The organism is Bacteroides sp. LFL-34 (assembly GCF_027257075.1).
Classification (GTDB): Bacteria; Bacteroidota; Bacteroidia; order Bacteroidales; family Bacteroidaceae; genus Bacteroides; species Bacteroides ovatus.
The window spans coordinates 54,161-71,179 of record NZ_JAPQKZ010000031.1 but is presented as its reverse complement, the minus strand read 5'-3'; the positions used below and the strand labels follow the sequence as shown (position 1 = coordinate 71,179).

The window sequence follows — 17,019 nt, the reverse complement described above, 5'->3', positions numbered from 1 at the left end:
CTTGACTTATCTATATTCGCATACACACAAGAAGCTTTATCAGGCGATTTGCACAATAAATAACATACACTTCCGGATTTTGTTCACAGGATTGATAAGATTTTATTCAATAATATGATAAGAAAATGAAATAACGTGCTCTTTAACGAATTCAAGAGAAACGAAAAAAAAACGGCACCCCGATTCACATCGCAGCACCGTCACAACACAAACACAAAATAAAACACGACAAAACTACTATGCAATCTTCCTGTTATGCCGGGGAGGCATATTCACTAGCCTATATATATTCGCATACCTACAAGTAGCCATCAGGCGATTTGCATATATAAAACATTCAGATTTTTATTTTGTTCACGAAAGGAGAAGTAAAAATGTTATTTCTTCTCCTTGTAATCTTTCAGGAAGCCTTCCATCAGCCATTTTGCGAGTGCCTGACGATTGGAATTTATCACCAACCGACGCTGATCGAACGTATTCTGGATATTGCCCAACTCCACAAAAACGGAAGCGGGAGTGGTATGGGAAAGCACGTACAAGTTGCGCCCGCTCACTGTGCCGGAAAAACCCCGATTAGGCTGATGCTTATCATATTTTGACTCAAACGTATCTTTCATATTATTCGCCAGTCGTTTGCTGTCTCCTTTTTTATTCGAATAATAGAAAAAGACATCCGTTTGTTTTCCCTTACTACGACTATCGATATGAATAAAAATCGCCCTGCAATAAGAATGATTCTTACGATCTTTCCGGTAAAGGGCGTTTATTTTATCACAACGTTGCTGAAGGCGTTGCACTTGATTTAAAGGAATTGCATCCCCCATACAAGTCTCACGTTTACTGTTCGACAGATACGAATCATCACGAATACCATCTTTGGCATCTTGAATGATGATATGCACTTCGGCTCCTTCCTGCATCAGGTTACGTGCCAGACGGAGTGCAATATCATAAGCGTATTCATCTTCATGCAGTTCGTATCTACCCACTTTTCCAATAGCTCCCGGATCGGGACCTCCGTGTCCGCTGACCACATAGAAACAAGCACCGGCAAGACGGTTGGAAGTGACTTTCACATTAGCCAGTTGCTTTCCAAACAGAGGTTCGTTGATGGTGGTTCCTATTTTTGTCGATTTAGCTTTTGAAGATGGTTGCTTTGTCCCGGCGCTTTCGGAAGTTGTGTTCTTGGCACCCGTATTTTTGACAGGAGTAGTCTTGGCAGAAGTAGTTGTCGATTTCTTTACCGGAGGAATAACATAAGTCACGCCTACTTTAAGCACATTATTCTTTCCCAGCTTCTGCTTATTCAACTCTATAAAATCGTCGTAATACTTCTTCGGAGAACGGTTGTGCCTCAACAGAAAAGAAGAGATGCCCTCACCCGCCTTCGGAGTTGCCTTCTGCTGCGCCCAAAGAGTTGTGCCCGAAAAAAGAAAAGCTAAGAATAAAAGAATATAGAGTTTATTTTTCATAACTACATTAACTATCTCCTTCGCAAGAGTTATCATTTCACTCATAAACAGGGCAAAAATACAATTATTTTCCCTACTTTTGCAGCATTAAAACATTTTTTGAAATAAAACATTAAAACCCGATAACATTATGGCAAAACAATTCAAACCGGAAACCCTGTGTGTACAGGCTGGATGGACGCCTAAAAAAGGCGAACCACGCGTATTGCCCATCTATCAAAGTACAACTTTCAAATACGATACCAGCGAGCAAATGGCCCGCCTGTTCGATTTGGAAGACAGTGGTTACTTTTATACCCGCCTGCAAAATCCAACGAATGACGCCGTTGCCGCCAAAATCGCCGCTCTTGAAGGTGGTGTAGCCGCTATGCTGACTTCCAGCGGTCAGGCAGCCAACTTCTATGCCATTTTTAATATCTGCCAGGCAGGAGATCACTTCGTTTGTTCTTCCGCTATTTATGGAGGTACGTTCAACCTGTTCGGAGTGACGATGAAGAAACTCGGCATCGATGTGACTTTCGTAAATCCGGATGCCAGCGAAGAAGAAATTTCTGCAGCTTTCAAACCGAATACAAAGGCTTTGTTTGGCGAAACAATTTCCAATCCTTCTCTGGAAGTGTTGGATATTGAAAAGTTCGCACGTATCGCACACAGTCACGGGGTCCCCTTGATTGTTGACAACACCTTCCCTACTCCTATCAACTGTCGCCCGTTTGAATGGGGAGCTGACATCGTAGTTCATTCTACTACCAAATATATGGACGGACACGCTACAAGCGTAGGTGGCTGTATTGTAGATAGCGGTAATTTTGACTGGGATACTCACGCAGAAAAATTCCCGGGACTTTGTACGCCGGACGAGTCTTACCACGGGCTGACTTACACGAAAGCATTCGGCAAAGGTGCCTACATCACCAAAGCAACTGCGCAACTGATGCGTGACCTCGGCAGCATCCAAAGCCCGCAAAACTCTTTCTTATTAAATCTGGGACTTGAGACACTGCACTTACGTATGCCTCAACACTGCCGTAACGCACAGAAAGTGGCTGAATATCTTTCTAAAAATGAGAAAGTAGCTTGGGTAAACTACTGTGGTCTGCCGGACAACAAATATTACAGCCTGGCACAGAAATATATGCCGAACGGTTCTTGCGGAGTCATCTCCTTTGGTCTGAAAGGCGGACGTGATGTGTCTATCAAGTTTATGGATTCACTGGAATTCATCGCTATCGTTACTCACGTAGCCGATGCACGCAGTTGCGTGCTCCATCCGGCAAGCCATACTCACCGCCAGTTGACGGATGAGCAACTGATGGAAGCCGGTGTACGTCCGGACCTGATCCGCCTATCGGTAGGTATCGAAAATGCGGATGATATCATTGCTGATATCGAACAGGCTTTGAACGCATAACAATACCGTAAAGGTATCAAATACTAAGAAAAGGCACGGGAATGAAAGATTTTCCGTGCCTTTTTATTTACCACAAAAAGAAAGTTAATTTCGAAGAGAATCATTTCAAATGTGAACCGATAAATCCTCCCGGATGTTTATCTTTGCAGGGAACCAAATTCTGTACAGATATGAAAAAGAATCTATTATTAGCATTCGTATTATGCTTTTCTTACGGATTTTCTTATTCCCATTCATTTAACAACCCAACTAACCTGACTACAAAGATGCAAAACTTTGAAATGGATTCATTTACCACCCAAAATGGGAAAAGCCTGAAGATCACTTTCTTCAGACATGCGAGCTTATTGCTGGAATATGCAGGACAAAAAATATTCGTTGATCCAGTATCCGATTACGCCGACTATACACAACAGCCGAAGGCGGATTTCATCCTGATTACGCATGAACATGGAGACCATTTCGATACCAAAGCAATAGCAGCTATCGAAACAAGCGGGACTAGAATTATTGCTAATCCTAATTGCCGGAAAATGCTGAACAGAGGACAGGAAATGAAGAACAGTGATGTGCTTCAACTGGCAGATGATATGAAACTGGAAGCCGTACCGGCCTATAATACGACTCCCGGCAGAGATAAGTTCCATCCCAAAGGACGTGACAACGGCTATATTCTTACTCTGGGAGGGACCCGCATCTATATCGCCGGAGATACAGAAGATATTCCAGAACTAAACCAAATGAAAGATATTGATATCGCTTTCCTGCCAGTCAACCAACCCTACACCATGACACCGGAACAAGCGATACGTGCAACTCAAATTATCAAGCCGCACATTTTGTATCCTTATCATTACGGAAATACGGATATCAATAAAGTAAAAGAAGGATTGAAAAATGAGAAAACAACCGAAGTACGTATACGGGCTTTACAATAAAGCCCGTACAAATGATTACAAATCCTCCGCAGATAAACTGAAGATCATTGTATCCACCCAATATACAACCGTTCTATCTGCAGGTAAAACATCTTCGAGATAAGGTGAATCAGATACATCTTCCAACCATGCCGTAGTAATCGGACCTCTTTCTCTTGTAAGACTTTGAGTTCCTAAATACGGGCTAAAATTAAAGAAGGTGTGTTGTTTCTCTACATCATTTTCACCTTTATATGTAAAGACACTTCCCATCCATTAAGATACAGGACTGTAGAAGAAATCGTGTTCGTACAGGTTCCCGTTTCGTCGATTAATTCGGAACCGCTAAATAAAATAATCTCTGCATCATCTTGACAGGCTGATATACAAAAAGTCATGAGAGAGAGGAGAAAGAAGCCTAATAAAGTTTTTGTTTTCATATTTTCAGTGGTATGGTTAAATCGCGATTTATGTCATTGTTTTACAAAGATATAAAGTATTTGTATAGTATCATCATACAAATATGATGAATTATGTTTTCTTTATATACACCCGATGTGTTCCTCTACCATCAATCCCGATACCGGAACCGGGCGTATACGCCCATTGGCGCAATTCATTGGTAGCCGCCGTGCGCAGCAGACCTGTCAGTTTCCGGTATTCGTAGACCGTCAGAAAAGGATGTTCCTCCAGATATCTAACAGCCAATGCTAGTCGTTGCTCCGGTGTATACTTCTGTGAAGAGCGTTGCGACTTCCACGGAGCTCTTTCCAGCAGACATCTTCCGTTGATACGCCTCACCATCTTCCTGTCTACACGAAAGTTCACGCTCCCCACCACAATGCTTCGTGCGTTACGATGGGTTTCACCCTCTCCGGTCTTTTCGCGTTCTTTATCTTTGCATAACGCCAACGAAGGAGAGAATGTTCCGATACCATCCAGCTTCACAGACTTGCCTTCTGCCATCTGATGTGCCATTTCAATACCGATCTGTGTAATTACGCCTTCCACATCTCCGACATTAAAACCACTGCTGGATGCTATCTGACGTATTAAATCCTCGGTAGATACCTGATCTATCATTGCAAACCGAGGATAAAGTACCTGTTCGCCCGTTCCATGAATATCGGGCATTTCTTCCATTACGTACATTGCCATAATACTAAAGTTTATTTGAAATATTGATTATTAATAGAAAACTTACTCGCTATAGGTAGAAAACTTGTTCTCCCCTACAGGAAAAGTTGTTTTTCCTATAGGACAAACTAAAACCGCAAGTTCTGGTTTTATAACTGAAACTTCTGATTACATAATCAAAAGTTTCGGTTTTATAATCAGAACTTGCGGTTATAGTTTTCTTACCAACAAAGATACGTTTTCCTGCCGGGATAAGCAAGTTTAATCCCTATGAAAAAGAAGTTTGATTACAATTCAGTTACTTATTACCGCTTCTTTACTTTATATCCTTTCAGGGTAAAACCAACTTCAAACAGGTTCAAAAGGGCTATCCGGATGTTATCTTCTATATAGGTCTCCATATTATCATATTTTGCAAAGTTGACGGGAAGGAGTCTGTTATTCCTCCTAAAGCTTTCATCCGGTATTTTACCCGTAAAACGTCCTTTCTTCTTCACTCCCCAACGAATGGTTTTACTACAAGGAAGAGGTATACCTATCGTCAGCACTTTTTCTTTAGTTACCGTATCGGTGATTCCATGTTTCCAGATACTGATATGGTTGGCTCCCAAATAAGTGCCGATATAAAGGACAACGGTCAGCGTCCAATCGTCCAAAGCCTCATCGGTTTGAATACCATTCACCAAATCAGAGAAATAGCCTTCAACCATTTCTCTGTCAAAACAGTTTAGTTCAGGCCATTCACATTTCTCAAACAGTTGATGCACATTGACAGGAACCAGTAAGGTGGTTATTTCTAACTGATATTTCATTCATTTCGTTTTTATATCATTGCATCTAAAATCGTCTCAAGTATCTTATCGACTATAAATATACAATTTTACCAGATCAAATACTAAAGAATAGAGCTTTTTTAAACCTATTTCTGAAAAAGAAAGGACTGTTTGATACACCCCCTCCTATGTAAACAGGGTTTATCAGACAGTCCTTTCCGTGCGGAGTATGATTCGTCCGTTATTCAGTGGACGATCCTTGCTTTTCGTCCTTACGGCATTTCAGTTTCTATCTGGAATTTACGGCTTACTTTCATCAAATTGATGGTATAAGTGACTACGTTCTGTGCTTCCTGAACCATCGTGAGATACACCATGCTCACCCGGATGCTTCCTGATTGGCTTTGGATGCGTTGCAGTTCCTTACGTTTCAATAGTGAAAGCTGTCCGTTGAGGTCGTTGGCACGACGGATTTCTTCTTCGAAGTCGTTGTACTCGTTGTTTTCCATTTTCTTACGACACTGCTGAATCAGATAGGTGATATCTTCGGATACATCGCTGAATTCACCTTTCTGGATGGCGTCCAATGGGTTGAAGTTGTTGTCGATATGTTCGAGGCAAGGTTCGCAGAGGCGGGAAATACTGTAGACCAATTCGCTGGCGAAGTCGTTGCCTTGATAGTAATAAAGTCCTTTTTCGAGTACGGTGTTATTGTCGAGACGACACATGGCGACGGTGCCCGAACGTTTCATCTGTTTGATGAGCTGTTTCTCAAATTTAGTGGACCCCATGGCACGACGCAATCCTCGCAGATTTTCATGAAGGAATGAAGTGACAGTCAGTTCGAAATTTGTTTCTGCATATTCCAATACTTTGGAAAGTTCTTCGCGGGTGTGCTTACGCATCAGTTGCAGGGCTTCTGTGCTGTCTGTGGTTTGCATCAGTTGCTTCAGCGTTTCGTTACCTTGTTCTTTCGCTTTGCGTTTCTTGTACATCACCTGGCTACGGATCAAGATGAATACAGCTATACCGATGAGGGCGATGATAGAGATGTTACCTCCATAATGGAGTACGAGAGCTACGAAGAAACAGATGGTGAAGGCGGCTCCGGCGGTGATGAACCAGCCTCCGATGACGCTTAATACGCCGGTGATACGGTAAACGGCTGAATCACGTCCCCAGGCGCGGTCGGCCAAAGAAGTACCCATAGCTACCATGAAGGTTACGTAGGTGGTGGAAAGGGGAAGTTTCAGGGAGGTTCCCAAGGCGATGAGCAGACCGGCCAATACCAGGTTGACAGAAGCGCGGACAAGGTCGAAAGCAGCTCCGTCGGCAATGATTGCTTCGTCTTTGCGGAAGCGGGAGTCAAGCCATTTTTTGCTGCCGTCCGGCATTATTCGGGAGATTCCATTGGCAAGTGTCATGCTGATGCGGACTACTGTGCGGGCGATCGGAGTACTTCCGAATGCTTCTTCTCCTTCATCTTGGCGGGAAAGGTCGACAGATGTTTTAATTACAGCATGTGCTTTTTTAGAGGTGCAGAGGGCGTAGACCATGACGGCTCCGGCTCCGATAAGAAAATACCACGGTGTTTTAGCAGGTCCCAGCAAGGAGGTCATCAGGAAGCCGTTCGGATTTCCTTCTCCGTTGGCGGTGTAATCTAAAAAAGAGGAGAAACCTGCGAGGGGAACGCCAATAAAGTTGACAAGGTCGTTACCGGCAAAAGCGAGAGCCAGAGCGAAGGTTCCCATCAGTACGACGACTTTGAAAACATTGATTTTCATCCAGTGAAGGATTTGCATCAGTACGGTGAAGAATACAAAGAAAACGGTGATTAGCATCAGTGTGTTGTCTTGTATCCAGTGTTTGTTTTCAGAGGTCATGAAGGAGCTGTCTTTCAGTCCTTTGATAAGCATGAAATAGATGATAGCGGTAGCGGCTACACCTCCGAAGAGGGCAATGCTGTATTTCATCTTTTTCGTATAGTTGAAAGTGAATATCACACGGGCAAGCCATTGTACAAGCATTCCGAAGAAGAAGGCGATAGCGACGGAGACGAAGATCGCCATGATGACGGAGAGGGCTTTGTCGGTGTTTATGAGGTCGCCCAGACCGAGGGTATCGCTATTATGTACTTTGATAAGTGAGAGGGCAAAGGTACCTCCGAGTAGTTCAAAGACTAGTGAAACGGTGGTAGAGGTGGGCATCCCCATGGAGTTGAATACGTCCAGCAGTACTACGTCGGTCAACATGACGGCCAGCAGAATGCACATGATTTCGGCAAAGTAGAAGTGCTCGGGCTGGTAGATGCCGTGCCGGGCAATGTCCATCATACCGTTGGACAGGGAAGCGCCAATGAATATACCAATACCGGCTATGAAAAGAATGGTTTTAAACGAAGCGGCCTTGGCGCCTACCGCAGAGTTCAAAAAGTTAACTGCATCATTACTGACTCCGACTATCAGATCGAAAACAGCTAGTACAAAGAGGAAGATGATAATGCATAAATAAATAGTCTCCATAATAAATATATGTGTATGTTGTTTCCGGCTGCAAAGGACGGGATTTGACGTTGCAGGGAGGTGTCATACATGTTACATTTATGTTACAATCATCTTTCTTTTGTCTCGTAATCGTCTTTCTTTTGTCTTGAAACAAAAGAAAGAAGCAAAGAAAAATTCAAGGCTGACTTTTTTCTCCTACTCGCTCCCTGCACTGCGCTAAAGGGCAGAAACTCGCTACGCTCAAACAGTCTGCCCTTTTTGACGCTCCGTTACGGGGGCTCGCTTGACGGAGAAAAAAGTAGGCCGGAGGGGCGTGCGGGGTGGGCGTTGTGGGGGAGGTTGCATGAGATGTCGGTGTGGTTGTTGCGAGGGAAGCCATGTAGTAAGGGCGTATAACGGGGATGTGCAGCGGGAACGTTGCGGGAAGGCCGTGTGGGGTGTTGTAAGTTGCAGGACACGGGTATGGGATTCTTATGTTAGTTAATTAGTTGGTTGTTTTTTAGTTATTTGTTTTGTTTAACCAGTCATAGAAGGTGTATTGGGCTCGTACAGCGGGGGTGCCGGGCGCTCTTTTTTTGAATATATTTCGCAGGTTGTCGTCTACCCAGCAGGCTTTTTGGTTGTCGGCGAGCTGGATATTAAGCATTTCGATGAGGCTGTCACGCAGGTCGGGGGCGAGAATGGGGGTGATGGCTTCGATGCGGCGGTAGAGGTTACGACGCATCCAGTCGGGGGAGCCCATGAAGACTTTGGGTTTGCCGTCGTTGCCGAAGTACCAGATGCGGGCGTGTTCGAGGAAACTGTCTACAATACGGGTGACACGGATGTTACGACTGTATGACTGTCCGGGGATAAGACAACAGATTCCACGGACGATGAGGTCTATTTGTACGCCGTGTTCGGAGGCTTCGTAGAGACGGTCAATCATGGCGGGGTCTTGGAGGGCGTTCATTTTTAGGATGATACGGCCTTGTTTGCCTTCGTCGGCGAGGGCGATTTCCCGATCAATCAGGCGGTTCAATTCGGGGATGAGGTTGAAACGAGCGACAAGAAGGGTGGTGAACTTCGGGTCTTCTTTGCCTTGCAGGGTGCGGAAGAGGTTATAGAGGTCGGCCACTATCTTCGGACGGCAGGTGAAAAGGCCACAGTCGGCGTAGAGGGTGGCGGTCTTTTCATTAAAGTTACCGGTGCTGATATAGGCGTAGCTGGGTATTTTTTCACCGTTCAGTCCGCGGCGGCGGATAAGGGCTACTTTGGCGTGTACTTTCAGACCGGGTATGCTGTATATTATTTTAATGCCGGCGGCTTGCATCATTTCGGCCGTGGCAAGGTTGTTTTCTTCGTCGAAACGGGCTTTCAGTTCCACGAATACGGTGACTTTCTTGCCGTTTTGGGCGGCGGCTATCAGGGTGTTGATGACGGCGGAGTTTTCAGCTACGCGGTATTGGGTTACCATGATTTCACGGGTTTCCGGGTTGTGCACGGCTTCATACAGGAAGTGGATGAAGTGCTCGAAAGAGTGATAAGGGTAATATAATAACAGGTCCTTCTTGGCAACGTAGTTGAAGATAGATTCTTTTTCGTCGAGGATGGTCAGCTTCATTGGCTTCGGCTTTTCGAGGCTGTGAAGAGATTTGTTCGGGTTGGGAAGATGACGCAGGTCTTCAAGATTCAGGTGCTTGTCGCCGGGGACAAGTTCATCACGCTGAATATGGAAGGCGTCTACCAGAAAGTCCAGAAAGTCATGAGGCATACCACGGTCGTAGACGAAACGGCAGACGTCACCGATCTTACGTTTCTTCACTTTCTTCTTGAGTTGAGCGACAAGGTCGGCACTGCTGGCGGTGTCGTCAATTAATATGTCAGCGTCACGGGAGATTTTGATGCAGTAGCTGGAATCAACATCGTAGCCGGGGAAAATAAGGTTGAGGTTTGCCTTGATTATATCTTCGGTAAACATCAGGTAATGGTTTTTCTCGCGGGATGGAAGTTCGATGAAGCGGGGCACTTTGGCGTAGGGTTGCTTCATCACGAAGTAAAGAGGTTGCCGGGATTCTGTTAGACTGGTAGTTCCTTCATTTCCTTCTTTCTTCGGATAGACTCGTATGGCCAGGTAAAGGCGGTTATCCCGCAGGAAGGAGACTATTTTATCTTTGGATACAGGCACAGGCTGCAGGTAGGGAAAAATTTCTTCCCGGAAAAAGTCTTTAATAAACTGCTGGTGGAACGGTTCTACATGTCTGTCCTGATAAAAGATGATGTGATTCTTGCGCAGGGCAGGTAGTAGTTTCTCTTCATAAATGCGTACACGGTCATCCAGCTGGCGGGTGACTTCTTTATTTATTTCTTCTACCAGTTCGCGGGCGGATTGTACGGTTTCTTCATCACTTTCCGTAGCGCCGGAGGCAACAGCTTTATGGTCGGCTACACGGATTTTGTAAAACTCTTCGAGGTTGGAAGAGTAGATAGAGATGAAGTTGATACGTTCGTAGAGCGGTAGACGCTCGTCCAGAGCCTCCAACAATACGCGGTAATTGAATGAGAGCCAACTAATATCTCGCTTGAAATAATTATATTTGCTTTCCATGTGCTTTAAGATTTTTCCAAATATAGTATCTTTGTGGGATTAAACAAAGAAATTTATGACAAGAATTGGATTATTATCTGATACTCACGCTTACTGGGACGAGAAATATCTGGAATATTTTGAACCGTGTGACGAAATCTGGCATGCCGGAGACATCGGTTCGCTGGAAGTAGCGGAAAAGTTAGCCGCCTTCCGTCCATTCCGGGCGGTATATGGAAATATTGACGGACAGGAAATCAGAAAGCTGTATCCGCAAATAAACCGTTTCACGGTGGATGGTGCAGAAGTGCTGATTAAACATATCGGCGGTTATCCGGGGAAATACGATCCTTCCATCATCGGCAGTCTGATGGCACGTCCGCCCAAACTTTTTATCAGCGGACATTCTCATATATTAAAGGTGAAATATGATAAAACACTGGATATGTTGCATATTAATCCGGGAGCTGCCGGCATGTCCGGTTTCCACAAGGTACGGACTTTGGTACGTTTTGTTATCAACCAGGGGGCCTTTCAGGACTTGGAAGTCATCGAATTGGCGGACAAATAAAATAAATGTTCCTGCCAGATTGAAAAATTATTTTAAAATTTTGCCACGTCGGAATTCTTTCCGACCTTTGCACGCAGTTAATGAATAACTCAGACGAACATGAAAGGAATTATTCTAGCCGGTGGTAGTGCCACCCGACTTTATCCGCTCTCTAAAGCGATTTCCAAACAAATCATGCCTGTGTATGACAAGCCGATGATTTATTATCCGTTGTCAACACTTATGTTGGCAGGAATACGCGAAGTGTTGATTATTTCGACTCCACGCGACTTGCCGATGTTCCGCGACTTGTTGGGAACGGGTGAGGAACTGGGTATGTCTTTCTCCTATAAAATTCAGGAACAACCTAACGGACTGGCACAAGCTTTCGTATTGGGAGCCGATTTCCTGAACGGCGAACCGGGCTGTCTGATTCTTGGGGATAATATGTTTTACGGACAGGGCTTCTCCGCCATGCTCCGCCGGGCTGCCAATATAGAAAAGGGCGCCTGCATCTTCGGTTACTACGTGAAAGACCCGCGCGCTTATGGTGTAGTGGAATTTGACGAACAGGGAAAAGTGATTTCACTGGAAGAAAAGCCGGAAGTGCCGAAAAGTAATTATGCCGTTCCGGGACTTTATTTCTACGATGCCAGTGTGACGGAAAAAGCAGCGGCTCTTCGTCCTTCAGCACGTGGAGAGTATGAGATAACAGACTTGAACCGTCTGTATCTGGAAGAAGGTACATTGAAAGTGGAACTCTTCGGACGCGGATTTGCATGGCTCGATACGGGTAACTGCGACAGTCTGCTGGAAGCTTCCAACTTCGTGGCCACTATTCAGAACCGCCAAGGTTTTTACGTCAGCTGTATTGAAGAAATCGCCTGGCGTCAGGGATGGATTCCGACGGAGCAGTTGCTTCTACTGGGTCAACAGCTCGAAAAAACCGAGTATGGAAAGTACCTTATCGAATTGGCTAAACAATCCTAAAATCAACATAAAGAATAAAATATGAAAACTTATCTAGTGACCGGTGCCGCAGGATTTATCGGGGCAAATTACATCAAGTACATCTTAGCCAAACATAACGACATCAAAGTCGTGATATTGGACGCTTTGACGTATGCAGGTAACTTAGGAACGATTGCCAAAGACATCGACAACGAACGCTGTGTCTTTATCAAAGGAGACATTTGTAGCCGCGATGTGGTAGACGGTCTTTTTGCTGAGTATCGTTTTGACTATGTGGTGAATTTCGCTGCCGAGAGCCATGTGGACCGCAGCATTGAAAATCCGCAACTGTTTCTGATTACCAACATTCTCGGAACACAGAACTTACTGGATTGTGCACGCCGTGCATGGGTAATGGGGAAAGACGAACAAGGATATCCGACCTGGAGAAAAGGTGTACGCTATCATCAGGTATCTACCGATGAGGTGTATGGTTCATTGGGAGCCGAAGGGTATTTCACTGAAGCAACTCCGCTTTGTCCTCACAGCCCATACAGTGCTTCTAAGACAAGTGCAGACATGGTGGTAATGGCTTACCACGACACTTATAAAATGCCGGTAACGATTACCCGTTGCTCCAACAACTACGGTCCGTACCACTTCCCGGAAAAATTGATTCCGTTGATTATCAAGAATATCCTCGAAGGAAAGCATCTCCCCGTCTACGGTGACGGTAGCAATGTGCGCGACTGGCTTTATGTGGAAGACCACTGCAAAGCAATCGACCTCGTTGTGCGTGAAGGTCAAGACGGAGAAGTGTACAACGTTGGTGGACACAACGAGAAAACAAACCTCGAAATCGTGAAACTGACAATTTCGACTATCCACCGTCTGATGGCAGAAAATCCCGAATATCGTCAGGTTCTCAAAAAGAAAGTGAAAGACGAAAACGGAGATATTTCGATCGACTGGATCAACGAAGATCTGATTACTTTCGTTAAGGACCGTCTGGGACACGACCAACGTTATGCTATCGACCCCACCAAGATAACAAATGCCTTAGGATGGTATCCCGAAACTAAATTCGAGGTCGGTATCGTAAAGACAATCGAATGGTATTTAGCCAACCAAGCTTGGGTGGAAGAAGTTACCAGCGGAGATTATCAGGGTTACTACGAAAAGATGTACGGGAAATGATTCTCAATTTATCAACATTCCTATTGCAATAAGAATACCCATAAGCAGCATATTACGCGAAGTCTCGCCTAATATGCTGTTTAATTTTTTACCGCTGTATATTTTCACCATCCGTTTCCAGGTAAGGAAATGAGGGATCAGATAAAGTTGCGGAAGAAAAGCGGCGTAGAAATGACCTTCACGAAGGAAACACAAGCAGAGAAGAGAAGCGGTAATCCCCAGCATCAAATAAAAATAGCGACCGAATTTCTCGCCAAAACGAACGATCACTGTCCTTTTTCCACTGCGTGCATCCGCTTCGCGGTCACGATAATTATTGACTACCAACAATGTATCGATAAGCAGTCCGCAGATTAAAGAGGCGATAGTGACATCCGGTGTCCAAGTTAGCGCCTGTACGTAATATGTTCCGCCTACGGGTACAAAGCCGAAAAAGACAATCACCAATACATCGCCCCAACCGTTGTAAGAAAGAGGATAAGGACCGGTGGTATAAAGAAAGGCAAATAACACACAAAGCACTCCTACGATAATCAATTCCCACCCGGCAAAGAAGAGTAACGTACAGCCGATAAGGCAGGCAAGAGCAACCGTAATAATAATCCCGGTTTTCATCGCTTGCGGAGAAATCCATCCTTGCGCACAAGCACGTTCGGGGCCTAACCGGTCTTCCCGGTCTGTTCCTTTGAGGAAGTCGAAAAGGTCATTGATGAAATTAGCGGCAATTTGCATCAGACTTGCAAACAGACAGCAGATCAGTGCAGGCAACCAGTGAAAACGTCCGTCCATTGCAGCAAGAGCAGTACCTATCATAACCGGAGTTATGGCCCCTGTCAGCGTTTTGGGACGTGCAGCTAATATCCATGCTTGTAGCGAGTTACGCTTTACTTCTTCCATACTTTAATATATTATAAATAGTTTTGACGGACAAAGATACATGATTTTTCGTATCTTTGCACCCCGAAAAACTTCAAACTAAGAGAAGATGAAGAAAATAAAAACAATCTACCCTGTTATCCTGTTGACATTGCTTTTGCTGGTTTCCTGTAAGTCGAAAAAGAATATGGTGGCTACCTTGCCACGCCCTGTTTTAAATTCAGATTCTATTTATCCGGATACGGCTAATGCCATAGCCGGGTTATTCTCCCCCGACCACTCGCAACTCAAAGAGCTGAATGTTTCCAAAAACAAAAAGCAGAATACAAAGGAAAAGACTTCTACCGATACACACGAATCGTCGGATCTGGTACTGCGGGGAACAAAAATCACTTCTTCCAGCGTAGATGTATCTTCTGTCTATACCGGAGTGGACCGTGTAGTAAAATATGACTTTACACACCGCGATGTTCCCGAAGCCTTTGAAGGTTTCCGTATCGCTTTCATTTCCGACTTACACTACAAAAGTCTGCTGAAAGAAAAAGGCCTGAACGACCTTGTCCGCCTACTGATTGCTCAAAAGGCTGATGTGCTTCTAATGGGTGGTGACTATCAGGAAGGTTGTGAATATGTGGAACCTTTGTTTTCCGCACTGGCACGCGTAAAAACACCGATGGGCACTTATGGGGTAATGGGCAATAACGACTACGAACGTTGCCACGACGATATTGTGAATACAATGAAACATTACGGCATGCGTCCGTTAGAACATGAAGTAGATACGCTTCGTAAAGACGGGCAGCAGATCATTATCGCTGGAGTGCGCAATCCTTTTGATCTGGGGCGCAACGGAGTATCGCCTACTCTGGCACTCTCTCCCAAAGATTTTGTCATCTTACTGGTTCATACTCCGGATTACATAGAAGATGTTTCAGTAGCTAACACCGACCTTGCCCTGGCAGGACACACCCACGGCGGACAAGTCCGTGTATTCGGAGTTGCCCCGGCACTTAACTCACACTATGGCAATCGTTTCATCACCGGACTGGCATATAATTCTGCAAAAATACCTTTGATTATAACAAACGGAATAGGAACCTCCAAATTACCAATCCGTGTTGGTGCTCCGGCAGAAATCATCGTTATTACTCTTCATCGATTGACGGAGTAAAGTATCGTAGCTTGGTATGAAAAAACAACCCGAATAGTAGCATTCTACATTTTTAAGGTACGACTTTCTGTGATATACCACACTTTTAGGATACGACTTTTTGTTAAAGATCACATTTTTAATGTACTACTTTTTTGTTAATATCCCTTTTAATGCTTACATTTGCATCTATAAGTAGCTGATAATAAAAGAAAGAAGTATGAGAAGAGATGCAATGCAAGAATTGTATGACTGGAAAGAAAAGTCTACACGAAAGCCTTTGATTATTCGCGGAGCCCGTCAGGTAGGAAAGACATGGCTCATGAAAGAGTTTGCGGCTACTGCTTACAAACAGTTTGCTTACATCAACTTCGAAGACAATGAAGTGATGAAGGAGATTTTCCAAAAAGATTTTGATATCGAACGTATTTTAATGGCTATCCAATTAGTTACCGGAAAAGTAGTAAATACGGATACTTTAATTCTTTTTGACGAGCTTCAGGAAGCTCCACGCGGTTTGACAGCTATGAAGTATTTCCAAGAGAAAGCACCACAGTATCATGTCATTGCAGCTGGTTCTTTATTGGGGATTGCGATGCATCAAAATGATTCTTTCCCAGTAGGAAAAGTCGATTTTATAGACTTATATCCACTTTCTTTTTCCGAGTTTTTAGAAGCTATCGGACAAGAACCTTTTGCCAGCTTGCTCGCTAAGCAAGATTGGAACCTGATTTCTACCTTCCGCTCTAAACTCACCGACTTCCTTAAACAGTATTATTTCGTAGGAGGAATGCCTGAAGTAGTCAATGCCTTTATTGAACACAAAGACTATGCCGAAGTCCGCCAGTTACAACAAAATATACTGGATTCTTATGATCGTGATTTCTCCAAACATGCTCCTATTGCCGAAGTACCCAGAATTCGTATGGTGTGGCGTTCGATTCCGGCACAGTTAGCAAAAGAAAATCGCAAATTCATTTATGGAGTTATAAAAGAAGGAGCAAGAGCCAAAGATTTTGAACTGTCTATGGAATGGTTGATAGATGCCGGCCTTATTTATAAAGTAAACCGGGTAAAGAAAGGTGGAATACCTTTATCGGCATACGAAGATTTTTCTGCATTCAAACTATTTATGCTGGATACCGGATTAATGGGAGCAATGAGCGGACTCCCCCCACAGGCATTATTGGAAGGAAATGTTTTATTTACCGATTATAAAGGAGCAATTACCGAACAATATGTGTTACAACAACTGAAATCGGTGAAAGGCTTGAATATTTATTACTGGTCTTCAGATACTTCCAAAGGAGAGTTGGATTTTCTATTGCAAAAAGAAATCTATATTATTCCGGTTGAAGTGAAAGCAGAAGAAAACTTACAGTCGAAAAGTCTGCGTTCTTTTGTTGAAAAGAATCCAGGACTACATGGCATTCGTTTTTCCATGTCAGATTACCGGCAACAGGAGTGGCTGACAAATTATCCGTTATATTCTGTCGGATATATATTTTAATATAT

Annotated in this window: 13 protein-coding genes and 1 pseudogene; 7 read left to right on the top strand and 7 right to left on the bottom strand. The window is 44.1% G+C overall.

Features of this window, described 5'->3' with window-relative positions; all coding sequences use genetic code 11:
- Positions 1 to 377 precede the first annotated feature (377 nt).
- Positions 378 to 1,472, bottom strand: coding sequence for an N-acetylmuramoyl-L-alanine amidase family protein (locus N5O98_RS17835; RefSeq protein ID WP_008770778.1), 1,095 nt, complete (start codon positions 1,470 to 1,472; stop codon positions 378 to 380).
- Positions 1,473 to 1,602: 130 nt separating this feature from the next.
- Here N5O98_RS17835 and N5O98_RS17830 point away from each other — a divergent pair, with 130 nt between their 5' ends.
- Positions 1,603 to 2,883, top strand: coding sequence for an O-acetylhomoserine aminocarboxypropyltransferase/cysteine synthase family protein (locus N5O98_RS17830; protein ID WP_118161293.1), 1,281 nt, complete (start codon positions 1,603 to 1,605; stop codon positions 2,881 to 2,883).
- A gap of 41 nt (positions 2,884 to 2,924) precedes the next feature.
- Positions 2,925 to 3,821 (top strand): MBL fold metallo-hydrolase, encoded by an 897-nt coding sequence (locus tag N5O98_RS17825; protein ID WP_182423464.1) that lies wholly within the window; start codon positions 2,925 to 2,927, stop codon positions 3,819 to 3,821.
- A 15-nt stretch (positions 3,822 to 3,836) separates the two neighbouring features.
- On the opposite strand, the pseudogene N5O98_RS27510 reads toward N5O98_RS17825, so the two are convergent.
- The 5 genes and pseudogenes from N5O98_RS27510 to N5O98_RS17800 all read right to left on the bottom strand — a co-directional run bounded on the left by N5O98_RS27510 (position 3,837) and on the right by N5O98_RS17800 (position 10,801).
- A pseudogene (locus tag N5O98_RS27510) lies at positions 3,837 to 4,240 on the bottom strand (hypothetical protein).
- Between the two features lie 91 nt (positions 4,241 to 4,331).
- On the bottom strand, positions 4,332 to 4,958 hold the full coding sequence (locus N5O98_RS17815; protein ID WP_004296814.1) for an HU family DNA-binding protein: 627 nt from the start codon (positions 4,956 to 4,958) through the stop codon (positions 4,332 to 4,334).
- A gap of 284 nt (positions 4,959 to 5,242) precedes the next feature.
- Complete coding sequence (gene imm9 / locus N5O98_RS17810; RefSeq protein WP_004296812.1) at positions 5,243 to 5,749, bottom strand: Imm9 family immunity protein; 507 nt, start codon at positions 5,747 to 5,749, stop codon at positions 5,243 to 5,245.
- A gap of 233 nt (positions 5,750 to 5,982) precedes the next feature.
- Positions 5,983 to 8,232, bottom strand: a complete 2,250-nt coding sequence (locus N5O98_RS17805) for an inorganic phosphate transporter (RefSeq protein ID WP_004308971.1) — start codon at positions 8,230 to 8,232, stop codon at positions 5,983 to 5,985.
- A gap of 481 nt (positions 8,233 to 8,713) precedes the next feature.
- A complete protein-coding gene (locus N5O98_RS17800) occupies positions 8,714 to 10,801 on the bottom strand; it encodes an RNA degradosome polyphosphate kinase (RefSeq protein ID WP_004296808.1) in 2,088 nt (695 codons plus the stop codon).
- Between the two features lie 55 nt (positions 10,802 to 10,856).
- Between N5O98_RS17800 and N5O98_RS17795 the strand changes: the two genes are divergently transcribed.
- The 3 genes from N5O98_RS17795 (at position 10,857) to rfbB (ending at position 13,478) form a co-directional block, all read left to right on the top strand.
- The gene (locus tag N5O98_RS17795; protein WP_004296807.1) at positions 10,857 to 11,351 is read left to right on the top strand and encodes a metallophosphoesterase family protein; all 495 of its coding nucleotides are present in this window, start codon (positions 10,857 to 10,859) and stop codon (positions 11,349 to 11,351) included.
- Between the two features lie 99 nt (positions 11,352 to 11,450).
- A complete protein-coding gene (gene rfbA, locus N5O98_RS17790) occupies positions 11,451 to 12,320 on the top strand; it encodes a glucose-1-phosphate thymidylyltransferase RfbA (protein WP_004296806.1) in 870 nt (289 codons plus the stop codon).
- Positions 12,321 to 12,341: 21 nt separating this feature from the next.
- Positions 12,342 to 13,478, top strand: a complete 1,137-nt coding sequence (gene rfbB, locus N5O98_RS17785) for a dTDP-glucose 4,6-dehydratase (RefSeq protein ID WP_004308968.1) — start codon at positions 12,342 to 12,344, stop codon at positions 13,476 to 13,478.
- A gap of 3 nt (positions 13,479 to 13,481) precedes the next feature.
- Here rfbB and N5O98_RS17780 read toward each other — a convergent pair whose 3' ends face one another.
- Positions 13,482 to 14,375 (bottom strand): 1,4-dihydroxy-2-naphthoate polyprenyltransferase, encoded by an 894-nt coding sequence (locus N5O98_RS17780; protein WP_004296804.1) that lies wholly within the window; start codon positions 14,373 to 14,375, stop codon positions 13,482 to 13,484.
- An 88-nt stretch (positions 14,376 to 14,463) separates the two neighbouring features.
- Between N5O98_RS17780 and N5O98_RS17775 the strand changes: the two genes are divergently transcribed.
- Both N5O98_RS17775 and N5O98_RS17770 read left to right on the top strand, forming a co-directional pair.
- On the top strand, positions 14,464 to 15,525 hold the full coding sequence (locus tag N5O98_RS17775; protein ID WP_004306886.1) for a metallophosphoesterase: 1,062 nt from the start codon (positions 14,464 to 14,466) through the stop codon (positions 15,523 to 15,525).
- A 199-nt stretch (positions 15,526 to 15,724) separates the two neighbouring features.
- On the top strand, positions 15,725 to 17,014 hold the full coding sequence (locus N5O98_RS17770; protein ID WP_118161294.1) for an ATP-binding protein: 1,290 nt from the start codon (positions 15,725 to 15,727) through the stop codon (positions 17,012 to 17,014).
- Positions 17,015 to 17,019: the final 5 nt, after the last annotated feature.